Below are 23822 nucleotides of genomic sequence, written 5' to 3' on the forward strand. Positions count from 1 at the left end.
TCCGCTGCTGCTGACCGGGGCCTCGTCGTCTGTGCGGCAATCTACGCAGCATCCGCTCAGTTCACCGGCCGACGCTCGCTCCCTCACCGCGCGTTCACCGCTCAACTGAGCGAATACCCCGCCACGTCGCGAACAACGGAACCGATGCGTCGGCGCCTGCGTCCAATTCATATGTGGCCTATCGACGAACACGGACTGATCTGGCGTGCCGACGCCCTCGACTGCGGTGTCACCGAGCTGGAGCTGAGACAGGCCCGTCGAGAACGCCGGATCTACGACGTCGGGCGCGGCGCTTTCGCCTTGGCGAGCGCGTATCCCGCCGAGCCCAGCGCAGCGGCCCGTCAGCACTATCGGTTCCGATGTCTGGCGGCAGGAGCCGCAGCGGCCCGTCGCGAAAGCGACGGTCGAGTCGTCAGCCATCAGTCGGCCGCGGCGATCCTCGGGCTGGACCTGCTGCTCCCCGATCGGCGGCTCGTTCACCTCACCAACGGCCGGAGCGGCGGCGGCAACAGCACCAGGGAACGGATGATCCATTCGGGTCTGGTCGCCGACGACGACGTCATCGAAATCGGCCGACTGCGCCTGACGAATCTCCCCCGCACCGCCGTCGACGTCGCGCTCAGCCAGACCGACTTCGCCAAGATCCTGACGGTCTTCGACGGTGCGCTACGCGCCGGAGTGTCCCGAGCCGACCTGGAACGACGACTCGCGATGCCCCGGCGCGGTGTCGCCAGAGCCAGATTCGCACTGAGCCTCGCGAGCGGGCTGTCAGCGAACCCCGGGGAGTCGTGGAGCCGGGCACAGATGATCGAAGCCGGTGTCCCCGCGCCGAAGCTGCAGTCGGAGTACGTCTTGCCCGATGGGCATCTCGCGATCTGCGACTACGACTGGGACGGACTGGTCATCGGCGAGTTCGACGGATTCGGCAAGTACCGCAGGGAGGTCATCGACACGGACGAGGACGCGGGCGACATCGTGATCCGCGAGAAGATCAGAGAGGATGCTCTTCGCGGCTTGGGCCTCGGCGTCGTCCGATGGCGATGGGAGCATCTTCAGAAGCGCACGCTGGTGCGGCTCCTCCAGCAGCACCTACCGACCTACGGTGTACGCGAATGGGAATCCGCTCAAGCGAGCGGCTTCCGCTCGGTGAGCGACTGAGCGGACCCGCGCGAACTGAGCGGACAGCCGCACTCTCCGACGAGAGCTACGTCAACCGGTCCAGCAGCTCCACGGGATCGACACCGTAGGTCTCGACGATCTGTGCGCCGTCGTCCCCGACGTCGATGATGGCCTCCGGGGTGTAGACGCGATCGACGCACGTCAGTCCGGTCAGCGGGTACGTGCACTGCGGCACGATCTTCGGATCACCGTTGCGGGCGAACAGAGTCATCATCACGAACACCTGCTTGGCGCCGATCGCGAGGTCCATCGCTCCGCCGACCGCCGGGATCGCGTCCGGCGCACCGGTGCTCCAGTTCGCCAGGTCGCCGCCGAAGGAGACCTGAAAGGCGCCCATGACGCATACGTCGAGGTGGCCGCCCCGCATCATCGCGAACGAGTCGGCGTGATGGAAGTACGAGGCGCCCGGCAACTCGGTGACGGGTACTTTGCCCGCGTTGGTGAGGTCGAGGTCCACATCGTCACCCGTCGCCTGCGGCCCCATCCCGAGCATCCCGTTCTCGGTGTGCAGGGTGATTCCGGCGCCGGGGTCGAGATGGTCGGCGATCTGGGTCGGCTGACCGATGCCGAGGTTGACGTAGGAGCCGGCCGGGATGTCGGCGGCGATACGCGCAGCGAGACGCTCCTTCGTCATCGGCGCGTCGGCCCTCCGAAGCGCCCCGGAAGCGTGAATCAGTCGATCGGTCATCGTGCGCCCTCCACGGCGAATCGGCGAGTGGGAGTCGCGACCACCCGGTCGACGTAGATGCCGGGCGTCACGACGGTTTCCGGATCGATGCCGCCGACCGGCACCACCTCGTCCACCTGGACGACGGTGGTCGCGGCGGCCGCGGCCATGACCGGCCCGAAGTTGCGTGCGGTCTTCCGGTAGACGAGGTTGCCCGCGCGGTCGCTGCGGTGCGCGCCGATCAGAGCGACGTCGCCCTTGATCGGGTACTCCAGCAGATACGTCCGACCGTCGATCTCGCGGGTCTCCCGGCCCTCGGCGATCGGAGTGCCGACCGCCGTCGGGCAGTAGAACGCACCGATGCCCGCACCGGCCGCCCGCATCCGTTCGGCGAGGTTGCCCTGCGGCACCACTTCGAGCTCGATCTCGCCCGCGCGGTACAGGCGGTCGAAGACCCAGGAGTCCGACTGCCGGGGAAAGGAACAGAGGATCTTCCTGACCCGGCCGGCCGCGAGCAGCGCGGCGAGTCCGTGGTCGCCGTTGCCCGCATTGTTGCTCACCACCGTCAAGTCTGTGGCCCCCTGCCGGATCAGCGCGTCGATCAGATCGAACGGCATACCCGCCAGTCCGAATCCGCCGATCAGAACGGTGGACCCGTCGGCGATGCCGGCCACGGCTTCGTCGACGTCTCCGCAGAAGACGGTGGCGCTCACTGGTGCCCTCCTCGGTCGGTCGGCCGTCGGGACGCGTTCCGTTCCGGCGGTCCGAGTGCTACCCCTACGACGCTATGCCTCCCGATTCAGACTGGCAATTACTCATTGAGGCACTATTGATACCTGATGGATTTCACTATTCGGCGAGCGTGGCGACCACTGTGATCTAGGAAGCAGTCGGACGACTCGTTTCGGTGACGCCACCGGCGCGCGGTACTATCGGCAGCGTGGTCCTCTTCTTTGAAATCCTGCTCGGATTGGCCTCGCTGCTGATCATCTGGTTCGCGCTGTACACCGTCTACCGACTGGTCAACGACGAGTCATGACGCGCTCCGGGAACGAAGCGATCTCCGACGCCGAGCAACGCGCTCAGCAGACCGCAGGTAAGAACCTGACGCCGGTCGGCGATCTGCCCGTTCCTCCGGACACCGCCAACCTCCGCGAGGGTCCCGATCTCCATTCCGGCCTGCTCGCTCTCCTGCCGATGGTCGGTGTCTGGGAGGGACAGGGCGAAGGGCACGATCCGGTGACCGGCGACGACTATCAGTTCGGTCAGCAGATCATCGTCTCGCACGACGGCGGCAATTACCTCGTCTGGCAGGCCCGATCCTGGGTCATCGACGACGACGGCTCGTACGTGCGGCCCGACCTCCGGGAGTCCGGCTTCTGGCGGATCAGCGAGGACGACGAGATCGAATTGCTGCTGACCCATGCCGAGGGCTCCATCGAGCTCTACTACGGCCGTCCGCTCACTCAGACGTCGTGGAATCTCACCACCGACGTCACCATCCGCTCCGAGACCGGGTCACACACCGGCGGAGCGAAGCGCTTGTTCGGGTTGGTCCCCGACGGCGACCTCGCCTACGTGGAGGAGCGCGTCGACGCCGAGGGCGAACTGACGCCGCGACTGTCCGCGAAGCTCCGCCGCGTCGTCGGCTGACCCTCGGGTCTCACAACCGCACCACCGGCACGTCGATCCGTGACACGTCCTGGTGCGTCACCACCACCACGGCGCGCTCGCCGAAGAGATCACCGCAGATGAGCGACAGCAGTCGCTCCGCATCGCCCGCATCCAGGTGTTCGGTCGGTTCGTCGAGCAGCACCACCGGAGCCGGGTGCAGCAGGGCCCGCGCCAGCAGCAGTCGGCGCCGCTGACCGCCCGACAACGCTCCGCCCCCACCGGTCAGCTTCTCTCCCAACCCGTCTGGCAGACCGCCGAGCCACTCACCCAGCCCCACCCTCTCGAGCGCTGCGCGCATCTCGTCGTCGGAGACGTCGCCGCGTGCCACATGGAGGTTCTCCCGGACGGTGGTGGAGAAGACGTGCGCGTCGTCGGCGAAGTAGCAGACGTGCTCGCGTAGTTCCCCGGGGCCGGCGCTCACCGTCCCGGACAGCGGCGGGAGCAGCCCCGCCAAGGTCATCAGCAGCGTCGACTTGCCGACACCGCTCGGTCCGACGACCACCCGACGCTCCCCGGGGCCCACGCGGAAGTCGTCCGTCTCCCCCAGCGGGGTGGTCCATCCCCACCGCAGTGACTCCGCAGTCAGGGTCACCGGACGCGGGTCGACGACCGGGTCGGCGGCCTCGCGGTCACCGTCGGATGCGCCGTCGACGAGTGCCAGCACCCGCCGAGCGGCCTGGCGGCCGCTCTCCCACGCCATGCCGGCTTCGGTGAGCGGTGCGGTCGTCTCGAACGACGACAACGGCAGAAGCAACAGGATGCCGAAGACCATCGGCGTCACACCCGTGCCCGACGCGACGTCGGCCAGCGATCCGGGAAGCCCGGACGCCAGCTGCACCGCGATGATCGCCGCAGCGACCACGCTCACGCCCATCGAGATCGGCGTCACCGCCTGGGCCGCCGCCTGCCGGCGCATACCGGCGTTCTCGGCGTCCGCGGCACGGCGATCGGCTGCGGCGACCGTCCCCAGCACGGATCGGCGCACCCCCGCGACCGCCAGTTCCGGGCCGTGCCACAGCAGTGACGACGTGGCTTCGACGACATCGTCGCGGGCGCGCGCGGCGGCAGCGACTTTATCGGCCGCCCCGCGCGCGGCCAGCCAAGGCGCGAGCACACCGCTCACCAGCAATGCGACCGCGAGCACGATCGCGGCGGGAATCGAGACGAAGGCCATGATCGCCACGGCCGACACCGATGTCACCGCCCCGACCGCCATCGGGACCAGCCCGCGGATTACCGCACTGCCGATCTCATCGACGTCGTCGGCGGTACGCGCCATCAGCTCCGACTGCCGGAGGCCGACGGTGTAGCCCGGCGAGCCCTGCGCCAGCGCCCGGTACATCCGTGTGCGTGCGTCGGCCATCGCCGCCAGTGCCACGTCGTGCGTGGCGAGCCGTTCGACGTAGCGGAACACGCCGCGTGAGATGCCGAGCGCCCGGACCCCGGTGACCGCGACAGAGAGGTAGAGCACCGGTGGCATCTGCCACGCGCGCGTGATCAGCCAGGCGGACAGTGCCGCCAGCCCGAGCGCCGAGAGCGCTCCGGCGGCGCCGAGCAGGATCGGGATCACCAGAACGCGCCCGCGCATCCCGGTGAAGGCGAGGGCGGCGAGCATCGGATCGCGCGAGCGGTCAGCGGCCATCGGAGAGCTCCTTCGCGAAGTCGACCACCGCGTCGGCCGCCGACAGAACGCCTTTCTGATGCGAGACGACGATCACCGTGTCGCCTGCTCTCGCGCGGTCGACGAGTGCGGCGATCACCCGGCCGGCGGTGCCCTCGTCGAGATGCGCCGTCGGCTCGTCGAGCAACAGCAGCCGCGCGGGTGAGGCCAGCGTTCGGGTCAGCGCCAGTCGCTGTCGCTGGCCCGCCGACAGTCCGGCGCCGCCGGAGCCGAGCACCGAGTCCATTCCGTCGGGCAGATCGGCGAGGATCTCGTCGAAGGCCGAGGCGCGCATCGCTTCGGCGACGGCTTCCTTCGGCAGCTCGCCGAACAGATCCAGGTTCTCGGCCACGGTTCCGGGGACGATCACCGGATGCTGCGGCAGCCACACCAGCCGACCGTAGTGGGCGTCCCGATCGAGCGAGGCGAGGTCGCGACCGGCTATCAGCACCCGCCCCTCGTCGGGCGTGTGAAGTCCGAGCACCGCGGCCAGCACGGTCGACTTGCCCGCGCCGTTGGGGCCGGTGAAGACGGTGAGTTCTCCGGGCCGCGCCGTCGCCGACAGGCCCCGCGGCGCCCAGCCGTCGCGGCCGCGGATGCCGAGCCGATCGAGTTCCACCGTGACGCCGACCTCACCGGGCCGACTGCTCGCCTCGGCCTCGCCGCTCGCGGCTGCGCGCGCTGTTCCACGTGAAGCAGCGCGTCCGGACTCGATGAGATCGAGAACGTCATCCGCCGACGCGACACCGTCCTCGGCGTTGTGGAACTGCGCGCCGATCTGGCGCAGAGGCAGGTAGGCCTCGGGCGCCAGCACCAATGCGAGCACTCCCGCATACAGGCTCATCTCACCGAAGACGAGCCGCAATCCGATACTGACGGCGACCAGGGCCACGCTGAGGGTGGCGAGAAGTTCCAGGACGGCCCCGGAGAGGAAGGCGATCCGCAGCGAACCCATCGTGCTGCGGTGCAGACGCTCCCCCAGCTCGGCGACCTGCCCCGCCGGCCCCTGTGCACGACCGAGCGCACGCAGCGTCGGCAATCCGGTCATGAGGTCCACCAGCTGTGCGTTCTGCCGGCTCATCGCCGCCAGCTTCCGCCGGGTGCGGTCTCGTGTGACCAGTCCGATGAGCACCATGAACACCGGGATGAGCGGCAGGGTCACGATGATGATGACGCCGGAGATCGGGTCGGTCCACAGTTCCACCACCACGATGAGCGGGGTGATGACGACCGTCGACAGCAGGGCCGGCAGATACCCCGACAGGTAGTCGGAGAGCCGGTCGAGTCCGCGCAGCACCACCGTCAGCGCGTGCTCGCGCTCGTCGAGCAACCGCCGCGGACTCGTCTGCCCGGGATCGGTGAGAGTGTCGAGCGCTGCGACGCGCAGTTCGTCGATGGTCGCGTGAGCGGCGCGCCGGCTCACCCGATCACCGAAGTAGCTCATCGCGCCGCGGGCGGTCAGTGCCACCGCGAGCACCGTGAGGTGCACCGACTGAGCAGCGAACCCGCGCGCCGCCGGATCGGTGATCACCTCCGACAGCAGGCCGGCCAGGGCGATGGCCGAGGCGACCACCGCGACGACGTTGCCGATCGCGAACGCCGCCGAGGCCACGACGTACCGCCGCGCCGACCGCGACGCGCGGAGCAGTCGCGGGTCGAGCGGCGGGCGGCGACGAGACGTGGTCCGGGGCTCGGTCACTTACCGGAGCTCTGCAGCGGCAGGCCCACCGACGGCGGGATCTGGTCCACCGACAGCCGTTTGCGGAAGACCCAGTAGCTGTAGGCCTGGTAGGCGATGACCACCGGTGTCATGATCGCCGCGGCCCACGTCATGATGACCAGCGTGTAGTGGCTCGACGACGTGTTCGCGATCGTCAGGTCGTACGCGGCGTCCGTGGTGGACGGCAGGACCGCGGGGAACAGCGACGCGAAGAGCATCGCCACGGTTCCGGCGATGGCGATGCAGGTGGCGACGAACGCCCAGCCCTCGCGCCGTGCGGCCGTCGCGATCACCATGCCCACCGCCGCGACAGCGGTCACCACGACGATCGCCCAGGTCCAGGCGTGCCCGTACGCCAGCTGCGTCCAGATCAGGAACACCGCTGCGACCACGGCGGTCGGCACGGCGAGCCGGGCCGCGAAGGTCTGCGCATCGTGACGCATCTGCCCGGCGGTCTTGAGCGCGACGAAGACCGCACCGTGAGTGAGGAAGGCCAGCAGGGTGGTCGCGCCGCCGAGCAACGCGTACGGGTTCAGCAGGTTGAAGAAGCCACCCGTGTACTGGTGGTCGGCGTCGATCGGCAGTCCGCGCACCACGTTCGCGAATGCCACGCCCCACAGGATCGCCGGGATCCACGATCCGAGTCCGATGCCGAAGTCGCACCACCAGCGCCAGCGCGGGTCGTTGATCTTGCCCCGCCACTCGATCGCCACCACGCGCACGATCAGGCCGATCAGGATCAGAAAGAGCGGCAGGTAGAACGCGGAGAACATCGTCGCGTACCAGCCGCCGAAGGCCGCGAACAGCGCGCCGCCGCCGGTGAGCAGCCACACCTCGTTGCCGTCCCACACCGGTCCGATGGTGTTCAGCAGCACTCGCCTGCGCTTGTCGCCGTCCGGCTCGGAGCGTCGTCCGAGGAAGGACATCAGCATGCCGACGCCGAAGTCGAAGCCCTCGAGGACGAAGTACATCGTGAACAGGACCGCGATGACCAGAAACCAGAAGTTCTCAAGACTCATCGGATGCTCCTCTTAGTACGCGAACGAGAGTTCGGCGGATTCGTCGTCGTCCGAGCCGACGTCGGGCGCTGCGGCGTCCTTGTCGCTGGGACCTTCGATCACATAGCGCCGTTCGAGGTAGAACCAGACCACCCCGAGCGCGCCGTACAGCAGCGTGAACCCGATCAGCGTGGCCCACACCATGGGCGGTGTGTGGTTCGAGACGCCGTCCTGCACCAGCATGTGGATCCTGAGCGGATCTCCGTCGGCGTCGGCCCAGTTGGGGACGACCACCCACGGCTGCCTGCCCATCTCGGTGAAGATCCAGCCGGACGCATTCGCCAGGAACGGAGTCGGCAGCATCCACAGCGCCAGACGCCCGAACCACCTCGGAACCTCCGTGCGCTTCTTCCGCAGGAACCACAGTCCGCCGAAGGCGACGACCACTGAGCCGAGCGCCCAGGTGATCATGGCGCGGAAGCTCCAGTACGTGACGAACAGGTTGGGCGCGAAGTTCTGGCCCGGCATGTTCAGCGCTTCCTGGTACTGCTTCTGCAGCTCGTTGACGCCCTTCACCTCGGAGTCGAAGCTGTGGTCGGACAGGAACGACAGCATGTTCGGAATGGTGATGATGTGCTCGATGTTGTCGCAGTTGTTCTGCCGTCCGATGCTGAGCACGGAGAAGGACGCTCCGGTCTCGGTCTCGCAGAGCGACTCGGCCGCGGCCATCTTCATCGGCTGCTGTTTGAACATGAGCTGGCCCTGCATGTCGCCGGTGATGAACAATCCCAGTCCCGAGCCGATGATCACCCAGAGTGCGAAGATGCTCACCGGTCTCCACAGGGTGGCGTTGTCGTGGCGGAGCTTCTCCGGCGACGCACCGACCTGGCTCGGCGACGTGGTCGCCGGGATGATCGACTCGTCACCGATCTTGGCGGCTTCCTCGATCTTCGACGCGCGGTAGGTGTTGCGCGCCATCCACCAGAGACCGACCACGGCGACCACCGTCGACGCCGTCAGCAGGGCGCCCATGATGACGTGCGGGAACGCGACGAGCGTGGTGTTGTTGGTGATCACTGCGATGAAGTTGTTCATCGCGGGCCGTCCGCGTTCGGGATCCCACTCGACGCCGACCGGGTGCTGCATCCACGAGTTGGCCGCGATGATGAAGTAGGCGGAGGCGTTGACACCGATCGCGACGAGCCAGATGCACGCCAGATGGAGCCGGCGCGAGAGCCGTCCCCAGCCGAACATCCACAGACCGATGAACGTGGACTCGAGGAAGAAGGCCATCAGCCCTTCGAGGGCGAGCGGTGCGCCGAAGACGTCGGCCACATACCGGCTGTACTCGCTCCAGTTCATGCCGAACTGGAACTCCTGCACGATGCCGGTCGCGACGCCGAGGGCGAAGTTGATGAGGAAGATCTTGCCGAAGAACTTGGTGGCCCGGAGCCACTGCTCGTTGCCGGTGCGGTGCCACACCGTCTGCATGATCGCGATGAGCGGCGCGAGGCCGATCGTCAGCGGCACCAGAATGAAGTGGTAGACGGTGGTGATACCGAACTGCCATCTGGATATGTCTACAACACTCACTGCGACCTCAATTCGTCCCGAGGATGGGCGTTACTACACACGGTAGTAGACCTTGTTCAGTTGTAAAGCGTGCGTGATGCAGGCAACGGCCTTTGGGCCTATGACCCCGCTGACCTGTGCACCAGATCAGCGACGTCGATCACCGATCCGGCTCCGCAGGCCCGCCCGTCCAGTTCGCGCACACGCGCGGCGAGGGTGACCGACGACAGCAGCCACACCTCGTCGGCGGAGTACAGCTCCGTGACGGTCAACGGCCGCTGGTCCGTCCCGATCCCTTCGCTCTCGGCGAGTTCGAACAGTGCGTCCTGTGTGGTTCCGGGCAGCACGCCGTCGTCGCGCGGCGGCGTCACGAGTGCGCCGTCGATCACCGCGACCACCGTGCTGCGCGGACCCTCCAGCACCGTGCCCGACGCCGAGACGAAGATCGCGTCGTCGACGCCCAGTCCGCGGACGTGACGCAGGGCCGCGATGTTGGCGGCGTAGCTGAGCGACTTGACCCCGGAGAGCAGCCACGGCGACGTGGCGGCGAGCCCGGGTTGATACGCGGTCGGCAGCGTCAGCGCGCGGACGCCGTGCCGCCGAGCGGACTCGACGCGGTCCGGGACGGGCGCGATCGTCAGGTACAGGGTCGGATCACCCGACGGATCGTGTTCGCGTCCACGCGTGTACACCAGCCGCAGCATGCCCTCACCGGCATGGACCGACCGCCACTCGCGGACGCCCGTGCGCACCATCGCCTCGATCCGCCCCGGATCCGGTGCGGGCAGGCCGGCGACGGGCGCGGCCGCCGTGAGCCGCGCGAGATGCCGGTCGAGCCCGCAGACTCGCCCTTCGCGCACGAGCATGGTCTCGAAGAGCCCGTCGCCGTGCACGATTCCGAGATCGTCCGCGTGCAGGACGGGTGAATCCGGGTCAGCGACCTCGCCCTCAGGCGACACAAGGACGACTGGCATGCGACAACGATGCCATGGAACGGCGTGCGGCCGGCTGAATTCCGCGCGCCGGAATCTGCGTGCCGACATTCCGCTCATCGAGAGAATCCCTTGGCGAATGCGTCCGACACCGGGTACCACCGACAGATGAGCAATGAACGGATCGTCGTCGTCACCGGCGCCAGCCGGGGAGCGGGCAAGGGAATCGCCCTCGCGCTCGCACAGCCGGGTACCACCGTCTACGTGACCGGACGCACCACGGCCGCCGGGCAGACCAGTCTGCCGGGCACCATCACCCAGACCGCGGCTGAGATCGATGAGCGCGGCGGGACGGGAATCGCGGTGGCCGTCGACCACGACGACGACACTCGGGTCCAAGCCCTCTTCGACCGGATCGGCAACGACCACGGACGGCTCGACGTCCTGGTCAACAATGCCATCGCCCTGCCCGCCGGGCTCACCGACAAGGGACCGTTCTGGACCAAGGGACTCGACCTCCTGAGCCTGCACGGCGTCGGCCTGCGCTCCACCTATGTCGCCACCTACTACGCGGCGCCGCTCCTCACCGAGTCCGGCGGCGGGCTCGTCGTCAACACCTCCTCGTTCGGCGGCACCTGCTACATGCACGGTCCGGCCTACGGTTCCGGGAAGGCCGCCGTCGACAAGATGGCGCACGACATGGCTGTCGACTTCAAGCCCTTCGACGTCGCCGTCGTCTCGCTGTGGATGGGGCTGCTCAAGACCGAGGTGAACATGGCCGCCTTCAGTGCCCGGCCCGACCTCTACGACGGGCTGGTCGCGACCGCCGAGTCGGTGGAGTTCCCGGGACGCGTGATCGACGCACTGTCCCGCGATCGGGACCGGATGAAGTACTCGGGGCGGGTGCTGGTGGCTGCGGAGCTCGCGCAGGAGTACGGGATCACCGACGTCGATGGCAGCACTCCCCCGTCGCATCGGCCCTTCCTCGGCGACCCACCCGAATTCTCCTCTGCCGTCATCGACTGAACCAGCGGGCGGCCTCGTACACTCGGGACATGACCTCCGTGTCGCCGATCCTCAATTCGCATCCCAGTGCCGTCCCCACTCCGGAGGGAGACCCGAGTCCCGGCGTGGCCTGGCACTACGGCGACCCGCTGGGCGAGCAACGGGCGGCGACACGCGGCGCGGCCATTGTCGACCGCTCCGATCGCGCCGTGATCGAACTGTCGGGCCCGGAGCGGCTCACCTGGCTGCACACCATCTCCTCGCAGCATCTGACCGCGCTCGGCGATCGGCGCAGTGCCGAGAACCTCTCGCTCGACGGCAACGGACGGGTGGAGGACCACTTCGTCCTCACCGACATCGACGAGACCACATGGATCGACACCGAGGCCGAGCGAGGACAGGCGCTCACCGAGTTCCTGACCAGAATGGTGTTCTGGGCCAAGGTGACGCCGACCGCGCGCCCCGACATGGCGGTGCTGACCCTGCTGGGTCCCGACATCCTCACCGGCCCGGTCGCCGAGGCGATCGCGCTCCCGCCCGACGCCGAGCGTTACCAGGCCGGCGACCTGCCCGAGCTCCGTCACGACGACGAGCCGCTCGGCTTCTGGCGCGTGATGCCGCGGATCGGTGAGAACGGCTCGACACCTGTGGTCGATCTCATCGTCCCCGAACCCGATCTCCGAGAGTGGTGGCGACTGCTGACCGAGGCGGGCGCCGCGCCGGCCGGCATGTGGGCCTACGAAGCGCTGCGGGTGAACGTCCTGCGGCCGCGCCTGCACATCGACACCGACGAGCGGACGATTCCGCACGAGGTGGACTGGATCGGCGGCCCCGACGAGGCCGGCGCCGTGCACCTGGACAAGGGCTGTTACCGCGGTCAGGAGACCGTCGCCCGCGTCGCGAACCTGGGCCGCCCGCCGCGGCGGCTGGTGCTGCTGCATCTGGACGGCAGCTCCGCGTACCGCCCGGCTACCGGCGATCAGGTCAGCGCCGGCGGCCGGACCGTGGGCCGGGTCGGCACCGTCGTCGATCACTTCGAGAACGGTCCCATCGCGCTCGCGTTGGTGAAGCGCAACGTTCCGGCCGACGCCGAACTCGTCGTCGGCGATGCCGCCTCGCCCGACACCTCCGCGACCGCCCGCATCGACCCCGTGCTGTACACGCCCGACGACCAAGTGCCGCCCGGCCGCGCCGCCGTCGACCGTCTGCGGGGCCGCGGCTGACACGTGCGGCCACGGGAAGCCGCTGGTTCGAGCGTTTTCGATGTTCGACGGTCAGGCGATGAGACTTAATCCGTACTCCGCGCTAGACTGTCGGTACGAAAACTATTAACGAATAGAACGGGGCCGCCACACCGATGGCCGCCCCGTCACTGTGCGAGGGGGTCCCACATGGGCCGCGGCCGGGCAAAGGCAAAGCAGACGAAGGTTGCACGTCAGCTGAAGTACTCCGCTCCGAGTACCGACTTCGATAGTCTCCAGCGTGAACTCTCTGGTGGCAGGAAAGAGTCCCACGACTCGTGGTCGGACAGCGAGAGCTGGAACAGTGAAGAGGAGTGGCGACACGCCTGACGGCGCTGTCGCACGCACCCGCTCGTACGGGCGGTCAGCCCGGGCGCTCATGCCCAGACTGATGGCCTGACATTCGTAGAGCCCCGCGTCGTCCTGCGACGCGGGGTTTCTCGCGTCGCGCCGACCCGCGCGGTCGTCATGTCCGCGGGGTCGCCGAGAGCACCGCGTGAACCGCCGCGCGCACTCGCTCGTCCACGTCGCCCGGCGTTCCGGAATCGAACTTGCCGTCGAGATACAGGAACGCCAGGCCGTGCACGAGCGCCCACACTGCGACGGCCATCGGCTCGGGCTCGGCATCGGGGAAGACCCGCGCCACGATGGATTCGACGTACGCGTTGATGGTCTCGGCGGCCGAGGTCCGTTCCTCATCGGCCGGGTCGCACGGCTCGGCGAACATCACCCGGAACAGGCCCGGCCGCGACAGCGCGAACTGTACGTATGCGATCCCGACGTCGGCCAGATCGTCCGCGGATGCGGGCGCGGGATGAACTGCGGCCAGTTCGATCGCCAGGTCCCGGTATCCCACCGCGGCCACGGCGGACAGAAGGGCGCGCCGATCGGCGAAATGACGGTACGGTGCCGCGTTCGACACGCCGGCGCGCCGTGCCGCCGCGCGGAGCGAGAGGTCGCCTGCACCGCCCTCCTCCAGAATCTCCACCGCCGCCCGGACGAGCGCTGCGGGCAGGTCACCGTGGTGGTACGAGGTCGGCACAGTCAACAACCCTAACAATCGCCGCGGTCTCGACTCGTCTGTGCCTGACCCGGCCACCGCAGGCCGTGGCACCGCCGCGAGCGTCACGGAGTGTCGCAAAGTATCAAATACCGGTCGCCTCGCAGCCTTCAGTGCCGCCCCGGCCGCCACTAGCGTCGACTGACATGACGAACACCCGCCGAGCAGTTCCCCGCAAATGGATACGCCGCGAGATCGCGACCCTCGACCCGGTCGCCGACAGCGAACGGATCGTCCGACTGACGCTCGAGTCGCTGCTTCCGCCCGTCGGTGAACGGGTCTTCCTCGAATTGCTGTTCACCGTGTCCCTCATGCGGGTGATGGGTGAGCTCGAAGGAGCCGCCGCCGTCGATCGCGACGGGAAGGGAAAGGTCTACCACCACGGCGACCGGCGCACCGACGACACCATCCGCTATCTCACCGGATGGATGTACGACGGTGCGGGGAGCCCGCAGGCCCGCAGCTCCGCCGCCGAGATCAAGCGCATCCACGACAGCTACGCGCGGCACTACTCGATGTCGAACGAGACCTTCATCCACACCATCGCCTACTTCACCGTGCAGATCGACTGCCTCACCGAGATCGTCGGCGCGCCCGGGTTCACCGACGTGGAGAAGGAAGCTCAAGTGCGGCACTGGCGGACGATCGGCGAGTATCTGGGCGTCCGGGACATGCCCGAGACATGGGACGGCATGATCCGGGCGATGCGGGCCTACGAGGCCGACCCCGCCTGGTTCGCTCCCTCCGAAGCCGGCCACCGGGTGAGCGAGACCCTCGTCGCACAGTTCGGCGAACGGGTCTTCCCGCGCGGGTTCCGTTGGCTCGCAAAGCCTCTCATTCTTTCTCTGCACGACGACCACGTACTCGAGGCGCTCGGCCTGCCGAAGCCGCGGCCCGTCGTGACGACGACGATGCGAGCCGTGGTCCGGGCGGCGTTCTTCATGGTCCGCGAAGTGCTCCCCGATCGTCACACCGCGGTCCGGCCCGCAGGTTCCGCGGGCGAGCTCACGCGTTCCGCGCCCGGTAGCGGGTCGGCGTGACGCCGTACCACCGGGTGAAGGCGCGGGTGAAGGCCGCGGTCTCGGCGTCTCCGAGCCCAGCCGCGATCTCCGCCACCGGACGGTCGGTGCCGGTCAACGCCTCGGCGGCGCGGATCCGTCTGGACTCCTCGAGCAACGCCCGGAACGTGGTGCCCTCGCGAGCGAGACGGCGCTGCAGGGTCCGGCGATCGACGTGCAGTTCGCCGGCCAGTCGGGTCAGCGACTGCACCGGCTCGTCACTGCCGTGCAGCCTCGCCCACACGAGCGACCGCGCACCGAGGCGGCGCTGCTCGAGCTGTTGCTCGCACTGGGCGATGCACCGGCGTGCGGTCTCGGCGTTCGCGTGGGGAAGGCCGCGGCTCATCCATTCGCGCGGCACGACGAGCGCCGTGCGTCCCGCGTCGCAGACGAGTTCCTCCGTCGGCAGCACCGAGGCGACGAGAGCCCCACGCGTCCGATCGACCTCCGCCTCCACCCGCGGCAGGACGACGTCGCCGAGCACCATCGGCACCAGACCGGCGATGACCGTCAGATCGCGCTCGAGGATGAAGGGTCGGACGTCGTCGTTCACGTCGCCGAACGAGCATTCGAGCCGGACGTCCGAGCCGCTCTCGTCGTAGGTCACCGACAGGTCGGAGTAGGTATTGGTCAGACTCGCGAACGTCGTCGCCACCTCCAGCGCGTCCCCGAGCGTCTCGCTGGAGAGCATCGCGAACACGAAGATGCCGAGATTTCCCAGATTCACCATCCGCCCGGCCTCGATGCCGAGACCGGGCGGGTCGTTCAGCAGCGAGACGATGTTGGCGATCACTGCCAGTTCCTGCTCCGCCAGGACCACCGCCCCGTCGACACGCAGGTCACTCTGTCGCAGTCCGCTTCCCTGCAGGCAGTCAGCCGGATCGAGCCCATGACCCTCGCCGAGTTCCACCAGACTCGCGACGCCGCCCGACGTGCCGCGCCGCAGACTTCTCCACGCCGGATCAGCCACAGCCCACCCTCCTTGTTGACAGTGCTAACATCCATCGCTACCTTCGTATGTTAACGCCGATAACCTTCAATGGGAGCCACCGATGACAGTCCGTTCATCTTCGCCCGCGACGTCCGAACCCGCAGTCTCCGGACTGCCCGCATCGCTGACGCCGTCCCGCATCGCGCACCTGACGAGCCGTATCGCGGCGGCTCCGACAGCCGCGCGCGTCGGTACGACGATGCCCTACACCGGCGCGCCCCTCGCCGACCTGCCGGTCTCCACGCCGTCCGATGTCGACGAGGCCTTCACCCGCGGCCGGCGCGCCCAGGCCTCGTGGGCCGCGACTCCCGTCAGCGAACGCAAGCGAATCCTCCTGCGCTTCCATGACCTCGTCCTCGACCGCCGGAACGAGGTCATGGACCTCATCCAAGCCGAGAGCGGCAAGACCCGGCGCGACGCCTTCCTCGAAGTCACCGACATCGCCATCGCCGCCCGGTACTACGCGCGAAGCGCGAGCCGACTGCTCGCACCCGCGCGTCGTCGTGGCGCGATCCCCCTGCTGACCCGGACCACCGAACTCCGCCATCCCAAGGGCGTGGTCACCATCATCTCGCCCTGGAACTACCCGCTCAGCATGGCCGCGGGAGACGCGATCCCGGCACTGCTCGCAGGCAACGCCGTCGTGCAGAAGCCGGACACCCAGACAGCGCTCACGGCACTGTGGGCCCTCGATCTGATGCATCAGGCCGGCTTGCCCGACGACCTCTGGCAGATGGTGGTCGGACGCGGCAGCTCCATCGGCGACTCACTGATGCGCAACGCCGACTACATGATGTTCACCGGTTCCACCGCCGCAGGCCGGCACATCGCGCGAGAGGCCGGCGAGCGACTGATCGGAGCGTCGCTGGAACTCGGCGGGAAGAACGCGATGCTCGTGCTCGACGACGCCGACATCGCCCGTGCCGCCGACGGCGCCGTCAGCGCCTGCTTCCCATCCACGGGGCAGCTGTGCGTGTCGGTGGAACGCCTCTACGTCGCCGAGAGCGTCCGCGACGAATTCGTCGCCGCATTCGTCGAGCGCACCCGCGCACTGGAACTCGGCGGACGCTACGACTTCCGGAGCGACGTCGGCTGCCTCACCACGCAGTCGCAGCTCGAGACCGTCGCAACGCACGTCGAAGACGCGGTCGCGAAAGGCGCGACGGTCCTCGCCGGCGGCCGGGCCCGCCCGGATCTCGGACCGCTGTTCTACGAGCCGACCATTCTGACCGACGTCACCTCGGAGATGACGCTCTACGATCACGAGACCTTCGGTCCGGTCGTCTCGATCTACTCCTTCAGCGACGTCGAGGAGGCGATCGCGAGCGCGAACGCCACACCGTACGGACTCAACGCCAGCGTTTGGAGCCGCGATGCGGCCCGCGGCCATGCCGTCGCGTCACGCCTGCACGCCGGCACCGTGAACGTCAACGATGCCTTCGCCGCGGCATGGGGAAGCATCGACTCGCCGATGGGCGGCATGGGTGACTCCGGCGTAGGGCGCAGGCACGGATCCGAGGGCCTGCTCAAGTACACCGAAGCGCAAACCATCGCTCACCAGCGAGTTCTGGGTTTCACTCCCCCGCGTGGCATCTCTCACCGGGCGTGGGCGACGATGCTGACGGTCGCACTGAAGACCCTCAAGAGAATCGGCGTTCGTTGACCGGTTCACCCGCGCCGGCGGATGACCGCGACCTACCATCCCCCCGAGGAGGGCTCACATGACCGGAAGAATCGTTGTACTCGGCGCCACCGGCTATGCCGGCGGGCTGGCGGTGGAGGCGCTCGTCCGCCGCGGCGCCCGACCCGTGATCGCCGGCCTGCGGCCGCAGGCGCTGGCCGCCACCGCCGAACGCTTCGGCGGACTCGACACCCAGGTCGCCGACGTCACCGACTTCGACAGCGTGCGGGCTCTGGTGGAACCGGGTGACGTGCTCGTGACCACCGTCGGACCGTTCGAGCGGCTCGGATTCGCTGCCGCACGTGCGGCAGCCGAGCAGGGTGCCCACTACGTCGACTCCACTGGCGAAGTGGGATTCGTGCGCGCGATCCACGAACGTCACGACGCCGTGGCCCGCAAGACCGGCGCCGTCATGGTTCCGGCCTTCGGCAACGACTACGTACCGGGGGTCCTGGCCGGAGCCGTCGCCGCCCGGGAGGCCGGCGACTCCGCGCGGTCGCTCGACATCGGCTACTTCGTCGACGGCTCACTGCGCCGCGGACGCGGTCTCAGTTCCGGCACCCGCGCCACGATGTCGGACGCCATCACGCTGCCGGTCACCGTCTGGAAGAACGGGCGGCTGGAGGACCAGCGGGCCGCGAGCCGAGTGCTGACCTTCGGCGCCGGCGCTCGCCGCAAGGCGGCGATGCTCGCCACCGGCACCGAGGTGCTGTTCCTGCCTCCGGCGTTTCCGCACCTCGAATCCGTCGAGGTGTACAACGGCTGGTTCCCCGAGCTCAGCCGGGCCATGAGCCTGCTGTCCGCCGTCGTGAACACCGCGGTCCGCATCGAACCCGGCCGACGACTCGTCGCCGCCGTGACCGGCCGCTCCGGCGGAGCGCCCGGCGGTCCGGACGCCGCCGAGCGTTCCCGCAGCGGCGCGCACACCGTCGCGGTGGCGCGCGACCGCGGCGGCGCCGTGCTGGCCGAGGTCCACGCCACTGGCCCGAACGTCTACGACCTCACCGCTGAGCTGATGGCGTGGGCGGCCGACCGTCTCGCTTCGGGCCACGGCGAGCAGCCGGGCGTCGTCGGACCGGTCGAAGCATTCGGCCTCGACACGCTCCTCGCCGCGGGAGCCGAGATGGGGCTGACCGTCGGCGCAGACCCTCGGTCACGGCGACCGGTGTGAGTGGACCCGCCGGAGTGTCGACCGGCCTCACAGCCGGATCGGCACCCCGGTCTCGCGTTCCGAGATCTCCCACAGTGCGCGGATCCCGGCGTCGACGCCGAACGGGAAGAGCGGTTTGCGCACGGGCGGACCGAAGGAGACGAAGGCCGGACCGTAGAGGGTTCCGCCGCGCGCCGTCGGATCGGTGGCGGCCCGCAACTGACTGAGCGCACCGCGGTCGGTCGTCATCCCGACCAGGTCGGCTCCCACATCACCGAGCCACCCAGCGATTCCCCCGCCTCCCGAAGCATGGGTGGTGGACTGCAGTTCGGAGTCGGTGAGACCCGGATGCGCCGACAGCGCGATCGCCCGGTCGCCGGAGGCGCGCAGCCTGCGGTCGAGGCCGATCGCGAAGTGCAGATTCGCAAGCTTGGAGTTGCCGTACGCCTTCCACGGACGGTAGCGGCGGTGCAGATGCGGATCGGCCGGGTCCAGGTTGCCGCCCTGGTGCTGGGCGATGCTGGTAAGCGTCACGACCCGCCCGGCCGGAGCCTGGCGCACCGCGGGGAGCAGAAGCGCGGTCCACGTCCAGTGTCCGAGATGATTCGTGCCCAGCTGGGTCTCGAAGCCGTCGACCGTCCGGCCTTCCGGTGTCGCCATCACTCCAGCGTTGTTGATCAACAGATCGATGCGATCGTGACCGGCCAGGACCGTCTCGGCGGCTTGCTTCACCGACGCCTGCGACGCGAGGTCGAGGGGAACGATCTCCACCGACGCACCGGGTGCGGCTCGCCGGATCGTCTCCTCGGCGTCGCGCGCCTTGCTCTGGTTGCGGGCTGCCATCACGATATGGGCGCCCTTCCCTGCCAGCGCTCGAGCGGTGGCCAGCCCGAGTCCGCCGTTGGCCCCGGTGATCACCGCGACCCGACCGGACTGAGACGGGATGTCCGCGGTCGACCAGCTCACGATCGCACCCCGTCGACCGGTGCGCCGTCGGTGTCCAGAACGGCGAAGGTCATCCCGGCATCGGTCAGGCGCCGCACCAGGTTGTCGCCCATCGCCGCGGCCGTGGTGACCTGGCCGCTCACCTTCGGATTGGCGTCGAAGGCCAGGCACATGGCCGATTCGGCCAGCATCTTCGCGGTCTCACCGTAGCCGGGGTCGCCGCCCCGCACCTGCGTGTGAACCGTCCGGCCACCGCCTTCACCGATGAAGTCGACGGAGAACCAGGAGCGTGCGCGGCGAGCCGGCGACGGTCCGGTGCCCTGGGGAAGGCAGGCGCCGATGAGGCGGCGCAGCGGCGGGATCTGCGCGGCGACGGCAACTGTCGCGACGCCGAGGGCCGCGGCCGCGAGCATCACCAGCCTGCGGAAACCCGCGTAGTGGGAGTACGTGAAGTCGGGCCCGTATTCATCGCGCGCACCAGCCGAACGCTTGACGATCTGGGGGTCGATCGTCGGGAGTGGCAGGAGCCAGAGGCCGAGCACACCGTCCCTGCGGGGAGCGCCGGCCCGCACCCGTGCGCGGCGCCCGACCGTCGGCGGTTCGAGCCTGGCACGGTCGGCCGCGGCCCGACGGATCTGCCGCGGCCGCGCGATCTGGCCGAGTCCGGAGTGCAGCGTCCCGCCGGAGATCATCGCATTGCTGCGGACCACACCGCGGACGGTCGCGGGCGCGGAGTCGGGCAGTTGCTTGGCCGTGAAGAATGCACCGAGATCGTGCGGGATGGAGTCGAATCCGCAGGCGTGCACCAGACGGGCACCGGTCCGGACCGCCGTGGAGTGATGAGCGATGTACATCCGATCGAGGAATTCGGATTCACCGGCGAGGTCGACGTAGTCGGTACCGGCGGCCGCGCACGCTGCGACGAGCGGCGCGCCGTGCTGGAGGTAGGGGCCGACGGTGGTGATGACGACCCGAGCCGATTCGGCCACCGCGCGCAACGATTCGGGGTCGGTGGTGTCGGCGATGAGCAGTTCGAGCTCGGCGGCCGCGGGAGCGACCGCCGCCAAGCGGGTGCGGACGGCATCGAGTCTGTCCCGGTTCCGGCCGGCGAGCGCCCACCGCGCCCCGTCCGGCAGATGCTCCGCGAGGTGCTCCGCGGTGAGTTCACCGGTGAATCCGGTGGCGCCGAAGAGCACCAGGTCGAATCGGCGGTTCTGGGGAAGGTCGGGCATCGTCGATCTCCATCTGTTGACGGTCGAGTGCGTGCGGATCCCGTCAGCGCAGCACCGTCTGCGATCGACACCGACGGCACGGCGGAACACCAGAAGATGTTTACACTGACAACGCGAGACTAACCCGCTAGGTTAACGGCGTCAACATATGAAGTGCCGTTCCTCACAACCGTCCGCCGGACCGGCGCCGAGTTCAGAACCTCGGGTGATCGCCGACCAGAGCCACCGAGCCGCGAGCCCCGGGTTCGCCGCGCTTGACGGTGCCGAGCACCCAGTTGTCCACATGACGCGCGGTGAGGATCGCCTGCGCACGGTCGGTGTCCTCGGGAGCGACGATGGCGACCATGCCGACGCCCATGTTGAAGGTGCGTTCCATCTCGGCCCGCTCCACTCGGCCGCGCTGGGCGATCAACGAGAAGATCGGGGCCGGGCTCCACGTGTTGCGCTCCAGCTCAGCGGACAGGCCCGCCGGAAGCACGCGCGCCAGATTGTCGGCGAGGCCGCCGCCGGTGACGTGCGCGAACGTGCGGACGTCGCTCTCGGCAGCCAGTGCCAGGCAGTCCTTGGCGTAGATGCGGGTCGGCTCGAGCAATTCGTCACCGAGACTCCGACCGAACTCCTCGACGTGACCGGCCAGATCCATGTGCCCCCAGTCGAGCAGCACCTTCCGCGCCAGCGAATAGCCGTTCGAGTGCAGGCCGGACGAACCCATCGCGATCACCACGTCACCCGCGCGGACACGATCCGGTCCCAGGATGGAATCGGCCTCGACCACACCGACGCCGGTGGCGGAGATGTCGTAGTGACCGTCCTCCATCACACCCGGGTGCTCCGCGGTCTCGCCGCCGAGCAGCGCACATCCGGCGTCGACGCAGCCGTCGGCGATGCCCTTGACGATGTCGGCGACCATCTCGGGGATCACCTTGCCGACGGCGATGTAGTCCTGCAGGAACAGCGGCTCGGCGCCGCAGACCACGAGGTCGTCGACGACCATCGCGACCAGATCGCGCCCGACGGTGTCGTGCTTGTCCATCGCCTGTGCGATGACCAGCTTGGTCCCCACGCCGTCGCTCGAGGCCGCGAGAACGGGCTCGCGGTAGTCGTCCTTCAGGGAGAACAGGCCGGCGAAGCCGCCCAGCCCGCCGAGGACCTCGGGACGGGTCGCGCGCTTCGCGTGAGGTGCGAAGAGTTCGACGGCGCGTTCGCCGGCATCGATGTCCACGCCCGCTGCCGCATAAGATGCGCCGGCCGTCGGCTTGTCGACAGACCCGTCGGTCATATTCTTGATTCTCCTGAAATTCTGCAGCTGACAGTCAGCCGTTCGGGCGGTGGGACGCACTCACGGTACCTGAGTGCAGAGGGGATCCGGGAGCGCTGCGAGGCGCCGAAGGTCAGGGCCGCATCACTGCGCTGACGTTGTCATTCGATGCCGTCAGCGGATCGGCGCCGTTCATCGAGCCCTTGAGCATGCTCTCCAGCACGGCCTTGCCCATCGTCGTCTCCTGCGGCAGCGCGATCGGGTAGCGGCCGTCGAAACACGCGGCGCAGAGCTGGGCACGCGGCTGTTCCGTGGCGTTGATCATCTCGTCGATGCTGATGTACCCGAGCGAGTCGGCGTCGATGGCCTGGCGGACGCTCTCGACCATCGCTTCCTTGGAGTCCGAGCCGTTGGCGATCAGTTCCGCGGGCGAGGCGAAGTCGATCCCGTAGAAGCACGGCCATTTGACCGGCGCAGAGGCGATGCGCACGTGGACTTCGGCGGCGCCGGCCTCGCGCAGCATCCGGATGAGCGCGCGCTGGGTGTTGCCGCGCACGATCGAATCGTCGACCACGACGAGCCGCTTACCCCGGATCACTTCGCGCAACGGGTTCAGCTTCAAGCGGATGCCCAGCTGGCGGATGGTCTGCGAGGGCTGGATGAAGGTGCGTCCCACGTAGGCGTTCTTCATCAGGCCCTGCCCGTAAGGGATGCCCGACTCCTGCGCGTAACCGACGGCCGCGGGCGTACCCGACTCGGGGACCGGGATCACCAGGTCGCCCTCGGCCGGACGTTCCCGGGCCAGCCGGCGTCCGATCTCCACTCGCGTCGAATGCACCGAACGTCCGTGGATGACGCTGTCGGGCCGGGCCAGGTAGACGTACTCGAAAACGCATCCGGCAGGGGTCGGCTCGGCGAAGCGCCGGCTGCGGACGCCGTCGGCGTCGATCGCCAGGAGTTCGCCCGGCTCGATGTCGCGGACGAAGGAAGCTCCCACGATGTCCAGCGCCGCGGTTTCGGAGGCGACGACCCACCCGCGGTCGAGGCGGCCGAGCGAGAGCGGCCGCACCCCGTGCGGGTCGCGTGCCGCGTACAGCGTGTTCTCGTCCTGGAAGGTGAGGCAGAACGCGCCCTTGACAGTCGGCAGCAGTTCCATCGCCGACTGCTCGAGCGTCTTGTCGGTCGCGCCGTGCGCGAGCAATGCGCCGAGGATGTCGGAGTCGGAGGTGGCCGTGCCGTGCGGCCCGCTGCCGTAGATCCCGAACTCCCGTGCCCGTTCGGCGAGTTCGGCCGTGTTCACGAGGTTGCCGTTGTGACCGAGCGCCACCGCACTGCCGGCCGCGGTGTTGCGGAAGATCGGCTGGGAGTTCTCCCACGTCGTCGATCCGGTGGTCGAGTACCGACAGTGACCGACGGCGACGTGACCGACCATCGAGGCAAGGGTCTGCTCGTCGAAGACCTGACTCACCAGCCCGAGGTCTTTGAAGACCAGTACCTGCGAGCCGTCTCCGACGGAGATGCCGGCTGCTTCCTGACCGCGGTGCTGAAGAGCGTAGAGGCCGTAGTACGTCAGCTTCGCGACGTCTTCCCCGGGTGCCCAGACACCGAAGACACCGCATTCCTCGCGGGGCTCGTTCTCGGGCTGATCCGCATCGGGGCTCGGGTGCGACGGTCCGCCACATCCGGTCTGATTCAGCAGGTTCGGAGAGTGAATCGACATCTCGGTCACGTAATACGCTCCGGTTTCGTGGGCTGGGCGGGCGTTACCGTTACCACAGTCTACGGCTTCGCTCGGGACA

21 protein-coding genes are annotated in these 23822 nt (G+C 68.6%); 8 read left to right on the plus strand and 13 right to left on the minus strand.

Going from position 1 to position 23822, the window contains the following annotated elements:
- The first annotated feature begins 171 nt into the window (after positions 1 to 171).
- Entirely contained in the window at positions 172 to 1158 is a 987-nt protein-coding gene (locus Y710_RS00950) for a hypothetical protein (protein ID WP_062365943.1), read from the plus strand.
- A gap of 46 nt (positions 1159 to 1204) precedes the next feature.
- Here Y710_RS00950 and Y710_RS00955 read toward each other — a convergent pair whose 3' ends face one another.
- Both Y710_RS00955 and Y710_RS00960 read right to left on the minus strand, forming a co-directional pair.
- Positions 1205 to 1867: a 3-oxoacid CoA-transferase subunit B gene (locus Y710_RS00955; RefSeq protein ID WP_062365945.1), complete on the minus strand. Its 663-nt coding sequence runs from the start codon at positions 1865 to 1867 to the stop codon at positions 1205 to 1207.
- Positions 1864 to 2559: a 3-oxoacid CoA-transferase subunit A gene (locus tag Y710_RS00960; protein ID WP_006895719.1), complete on the minus strand. Its 696-nt coding sequence runs from the start codon at positions 2557 to 2559 to the stop codon at positions 1864 to 1866. The genes Y710_RS00955 and Y710_RS00960 overlap by 4 nt, the downstream gene beginning before the upstream one ends.
- Before the next feature lie 322 nt (positions 2560 to 2881).
- Between Y710_RS00960 and Y710_RS00965 the strand changes: the two genes are divergently transcribed.
- The gene (locus tag Y710_RS00965) at positions 2882 to 3499 is read left to right on the plus strand and encodes a heme-binding beta-barrel domain-containing protein (protein WP_062365948.1); all 618 of its coding nucleotides are present in this window, start codon (positions 2882 to 2884) and stop codon (positions 3497 to 3499) included.
- Between the two features lie 10 nt (positions 3500 to 3509).
- On the opposite strand, the gene cydC is transcribed toward Y710_RS00965, so the two are convergent.
- The 5 genes from cydC to Y710_RS00990 all read right to left on the minus strand — a co-directional run bounded on the left by cydC (position 3510) and on the right by Y710_RS00990 (position 10444).
- Positions 3510 to 5162: a thiol reductant ABC exporter subunit CydC gene (gene cydC / locus Y710_RS00970; RefSeq protein ID WP_062365950.1), complete on the minus strand. Its 1653-nt coding sequence runs from the start codon at positions 5160 to 5162 to the stop codon at positions 3510 to 3512.
- Positions 5152 to 6879, minus strand: coding sequence for a thiol reductant ABC exporter subunit CydD (cydD, locus tag Y710_RS00975; protein ID WP_062365954.1), 1728 nt, complete (start codon positions 6877 to 6879; stop codon positions 5152 to 5154). Before cydD ends, cydC begins: the two co-directional genes overlap by 11 nt.
- The gene (gene cydB / locus Y710_RS00980; RefSeq protein ID WP_062365957.1) at positions 6876 to 7919 is read right to left on the minus strand and encodes a cytochrome d ubiquinol oxidase subunit II; all 1044 of its coding nucleotides are present in this window, start codon (positions 7917 to 7919) and stop codon (positions 6876 to 6878) included. The genes cydD and cydB overlap by 4 nt, the downstream gene beginning before the upstream one ends.
- Before the next feature lie 12 nt (positions 7920 to 7931).
- Positions 7932 to 9491 carry a cytochrome ubiquinol oxidase subunit I gene (locus Y710_RS00985; protein WP_045538367.1) on the minus strand — a complete coding sequence of 520 codons (1560 nt, stop codon included), beginning with the start codon at positions 9489 to 9491 and terminating at the stop codon, positions 7932 to 7934.
- Positions 9492 to 9589: 98 nt separating this feature from the next.
- Complete coding sequence (locus tag Y710_RS00990) at positions 9590 to 10444, minus strand: aminodeoxychorismate lyase (protein WP_045538368.1); 855 nt, start codon at positions 10442 to 10444, stop codon at positions 9590 to 9592.
- Positions 10445 to 10570: 126 nt separating this feature from the next.
- Between Y710_RS00990 and Y710_RS00995 the strand changes: the two genes are divergently transcribed.
- The 3 genes from Y710_RS00995 (at position 10571) to Y710_RS18390 (ending at position 12978) form a co-directional block, all read left to right on the plus strand.
- Positions 10571 to 11428, plus strand: a complete 858-nt coding sequence (locus Y710_RS00995) for an SDR family NAD(P)-dependent oxidoreductase (protein ID WP_039867115.1) — start codon at positions 10571 to 10573, stop codon at positions 11426 to 11428.
- Between the two features lie 29 nt (positions 11429 to 11457).
- Positions 11458 to 12630, plus strand: a complete 1173-nt coding sequence (locus Y710_RS01000; protein ID WP_062365959.1) for a CAF17-like 4Fe-4S cluster assembly/insertion protein YgfZ — start codon at positions 11458 to 11460, stop codon at positions 12628 to 12630.
- Positions 12631 to 12798: 168 nt separating this feature from the next.
- Positions 12799 to 12978: a DUF3073 domain-containing protein gene (locus Y710_RS18390; RefSeq protein ID WP_006895729.1), complete on the plus strand. Its 180-nt coding sequence runs from the start codon at positions 12799 to 12801 to the stop codon at positions 12976 to 12978.
- Positions 12979 to 13114: 136 nt separating this feature from the next.
- Here Y710_RS18390 and Y710_RS01005 read toward each other — a convergent pair whose 3' ends face one another.
- Positions 13115 to 13696 (minus strand): TetR/AcrR family transcriptional regulator, encoded by a 582-nt coding sequence (locus Y710_RS01005; protein ID WP_197078074.1) that lies wholly within the window; start codon positions 13694 to 13696, stop codon positions 13115 to 13117.
- A gap of 158 nt (positions 13697 to 13854) precedes the next feature.
- Between Y710_RS01005 and Y710_RS01010 the strand changes: the two genes are divergently transcribed.
- Positions 13855 to 14748 carry an oxygenase MpaB family protein gene (locus Y710_RS01010; RefSeq protein WP_062365961.1) on the plus strand — a complete coding sequence of 298 codons (894 nt, stop codon included), beginning with the start codon at positions 13855 to 13857 and terminating at the stop codon, positions 14746 to 14748.
- Here Y710_RS01010 and Y710_RS01015 read toward each other — a convergent pair.
- A complete protein-coding gene (locus Y710_RS01015; RefSeq protein ID WP_062365963.1) occupies positions 14714 to 15736 on the minus strand; it encodes an AraC family transcriptional regulator in 1023 nt (340 codons plus the stop codon). The two genes, Y710_RS01010 and Y710_RS01015, sit on opposite strands and share 35 nt — an antisense overlap.
- A gap of 82 nt (positions 15737 to 15818) precedes the next feature.
- Between Y710_RS01015 and Y710_RS01020 the strand changes: the two genes are divergently transcribed.
- Both Y710_RS01020 and Y710_RS01025 read left to right on the plus strand, forming a co-directional pair.
- The gene (locus tag Y710_RS01020) at positions 15819 to 17420 is read left to right on the plus strand and encodes a succinic semialdehyde dehydrogenase (RefSeq protein WP_062365965.1); all 1602 of its coding nucleotides are present in this window, start codon (positions 15819 to 15821) and stop codon (positions 17418 to 17420) included.
- Positions 17421 to 17478: 58 nt separating this feature from the next.
- Entirely contained in the window at positions 17479 to 18609 is a 1131-nt protein-coding gene (locus Y710_RS01025; protein WP_062365967.1) for a saccharopine dehydrogenase family protein, read from the plus strand.
- Between the two features lie 27 nt (positions 18610 to 18636).
- Here Y710_RS01025 and Y710_RS01030 read toward each other — a convergent pair whose 3' ends face one another.
- The 4 genes from Y710_RS01030 to purF all read right to left on the minus strand — a co-directional run bounded on the left by Y710_RS01030 (position 18637) and on the right by purF (position 23752).
- The gene (locus Y710_RS01030; RefSeq protein WP_045540954.1) at positions 18637 to 19554 is read right to left on the minus strand and encodes an oxidoreductase; all 918 of its coding nucleotides are present in this window, start codon (positions 19552 to 19554) and stop codon (positions 18637 to 18639) included.
- The gene (locus Y710_RS01035) at positions 19551 to 20765 is read right to left on the minus strand and encodes a saccharopine dehydrogenase family protein (protein WP_062365969.1); all 1215 of its coding nucleotides are present in this window, start codon (positions 20763 to 20765) and stop codon (positions 19551 to 19553) included. The genes Y710_RS01030 and Y710_RS01035 overlap by 4 nt, the downstream gene beginning before the upstream one ends.
- Positions 20766 to 20958: 193 nt before the next feature.
- On the minus strand, positions 20959 to 22044 hold the full coding sequence (gene purM, locus Y710_RS01040) for a phosphoribosylformylglycinamidine cyclo-ligase (RefSeq protein ID WP_062365972.1): 1086 nt from the start codon (positions 22042 to 22044) through the stop codon (positions 20959 to 20961).
- 112 nt (positions 22045 to 22156) lie between these two features.
- The gene (purF, locus tag Y710_RS01045; RefSeq protein ID WP_006895738.1) at positions 22157 to 23752 is read right to left on the minus strand and encodes an amidophosphoribosyltransferase; all 1596 of its coding nucleotides are present in this window, start codon (positions 23750 to 23752) and stop codon (positions 22157 to 22159) included.
- Positions 23753 to 23822 lie beyond the last annotated feature (70 nt).

It is taken from the genome of Gordonia sp. QH-12 (assembly GCF_001578675.1).
Classification (GTDB): domain Bacteria; phylum Actinomycetota; class Actinomycetes; order Mycobacteriales; family Mycobacteriaceae; genus Gordonia; species Gordonia sihwensis.

What these genes read in the sequence shown, in the direction of transcription:
- Y710_RS00950 (WP_062365943.1), top strand. Translation starts at nt 172, where the DNA reads ATGTGGCCTATCGACGAACACGGACTGATCTGGCGTGCCGACGCCCTC.
- Y710_RS00955 (WP_062365945.1), bottom strand. Translation starts at nt 1,867, where the DNA reads ATGACCGATCGACTGATTCACGCTTCCGGGGCGCTTCGGAGGGCCGAC.
- Y710_RS00965 (WP_062365948.1), top strand. Translation starts at nt 2,882, where the DNA reads ATGACGCGCTCCGGGAACGAAGCGATCTCCGACGCCGAGCAACGCGCT.
- cydC (WP_062365950.1), bottom strand. Translation starts at nt 5,162, where the DNA reads ATGGCCGCTGACCGCTCGCGCGATCCGATGCTCGCCGCCCTCGCCTTC.
- cydB (WP_062365957.1), bottom strand. Translation starts at nt 7,919, where the DNA reads ATGAGTCTTGAGAACTTCTGGTTTCTGGTCATCGCGGTCCTGTTCACG.
- Y710_RS00990 (WP_045538368.1), bottom strand. Translation starts at nt 10,444, where the DNA reads ATGCCAGTCGTCCTTGTGTCGCCTGAGGGCGAGGTCGCTGACCCGGAT.
- Y710_RS00995 (WP_039867115.1), top strand. Translation starts at nt 10,571, where the DNA reads ATGAGCAATGAACGGATCGTCGTCGTCACCGGCGCCAGCCGGGGAGCG.
- Y710_RS01000 (WP_062365959.1), top strand. Translation starts at nt 11,458, where the DNA reads ATGACCTCCGTGTCGCCGATCCTCAATTCGCATCCCAGTGCCGTCCCC.
- Y710_RS18390 (WP_006895729.1), top strand. Translation starts at nt 12,799, where the DNA reads ATGGGCCGCGGCCGGGCAAAGGCAAAGCAGACGAAGGTTGCACGTCAG.
- Y710_RS01010 (WP_062365961.1), top strand. Translation starts at nt 13,855, where the DNA reads ATGACGAACACCCGCCGAGCAGTTCCCCGCAAATGGATACGCCGCGAG.
- Y710_RS01020 (WP_062365965.1), top strand. Translation starts at nt 15,819, where the DNA reads ATGACAGTCCGTTCATCTTCGCCCGCGACGTCCGAACCCGCAGTCTCC.
- Y710_RS01025 (WP_062365967.1), top strand. Translation starts at nt 17,479, where the DNA reads ATGACCGGAAGAATCGTTGTACTCGGCGCCACCGGCTATGCCGGCGGG.
- Y710_RS01035 (WP_062365969.1), bottom strand. Translation starts at nt 20,765, where the DNA reads ATGCCCGACCTTCCCCAGAACCGCCGATTCGACCTGGTGCTCTTCGGC.
- purM (WP_062365972.1), bottom strand. Translation starts at nt 22,044, where the DNA reads ATGACCGACGGGTCTGTCGACAAGCCGACGGCCGGCGCATCTTATGCG.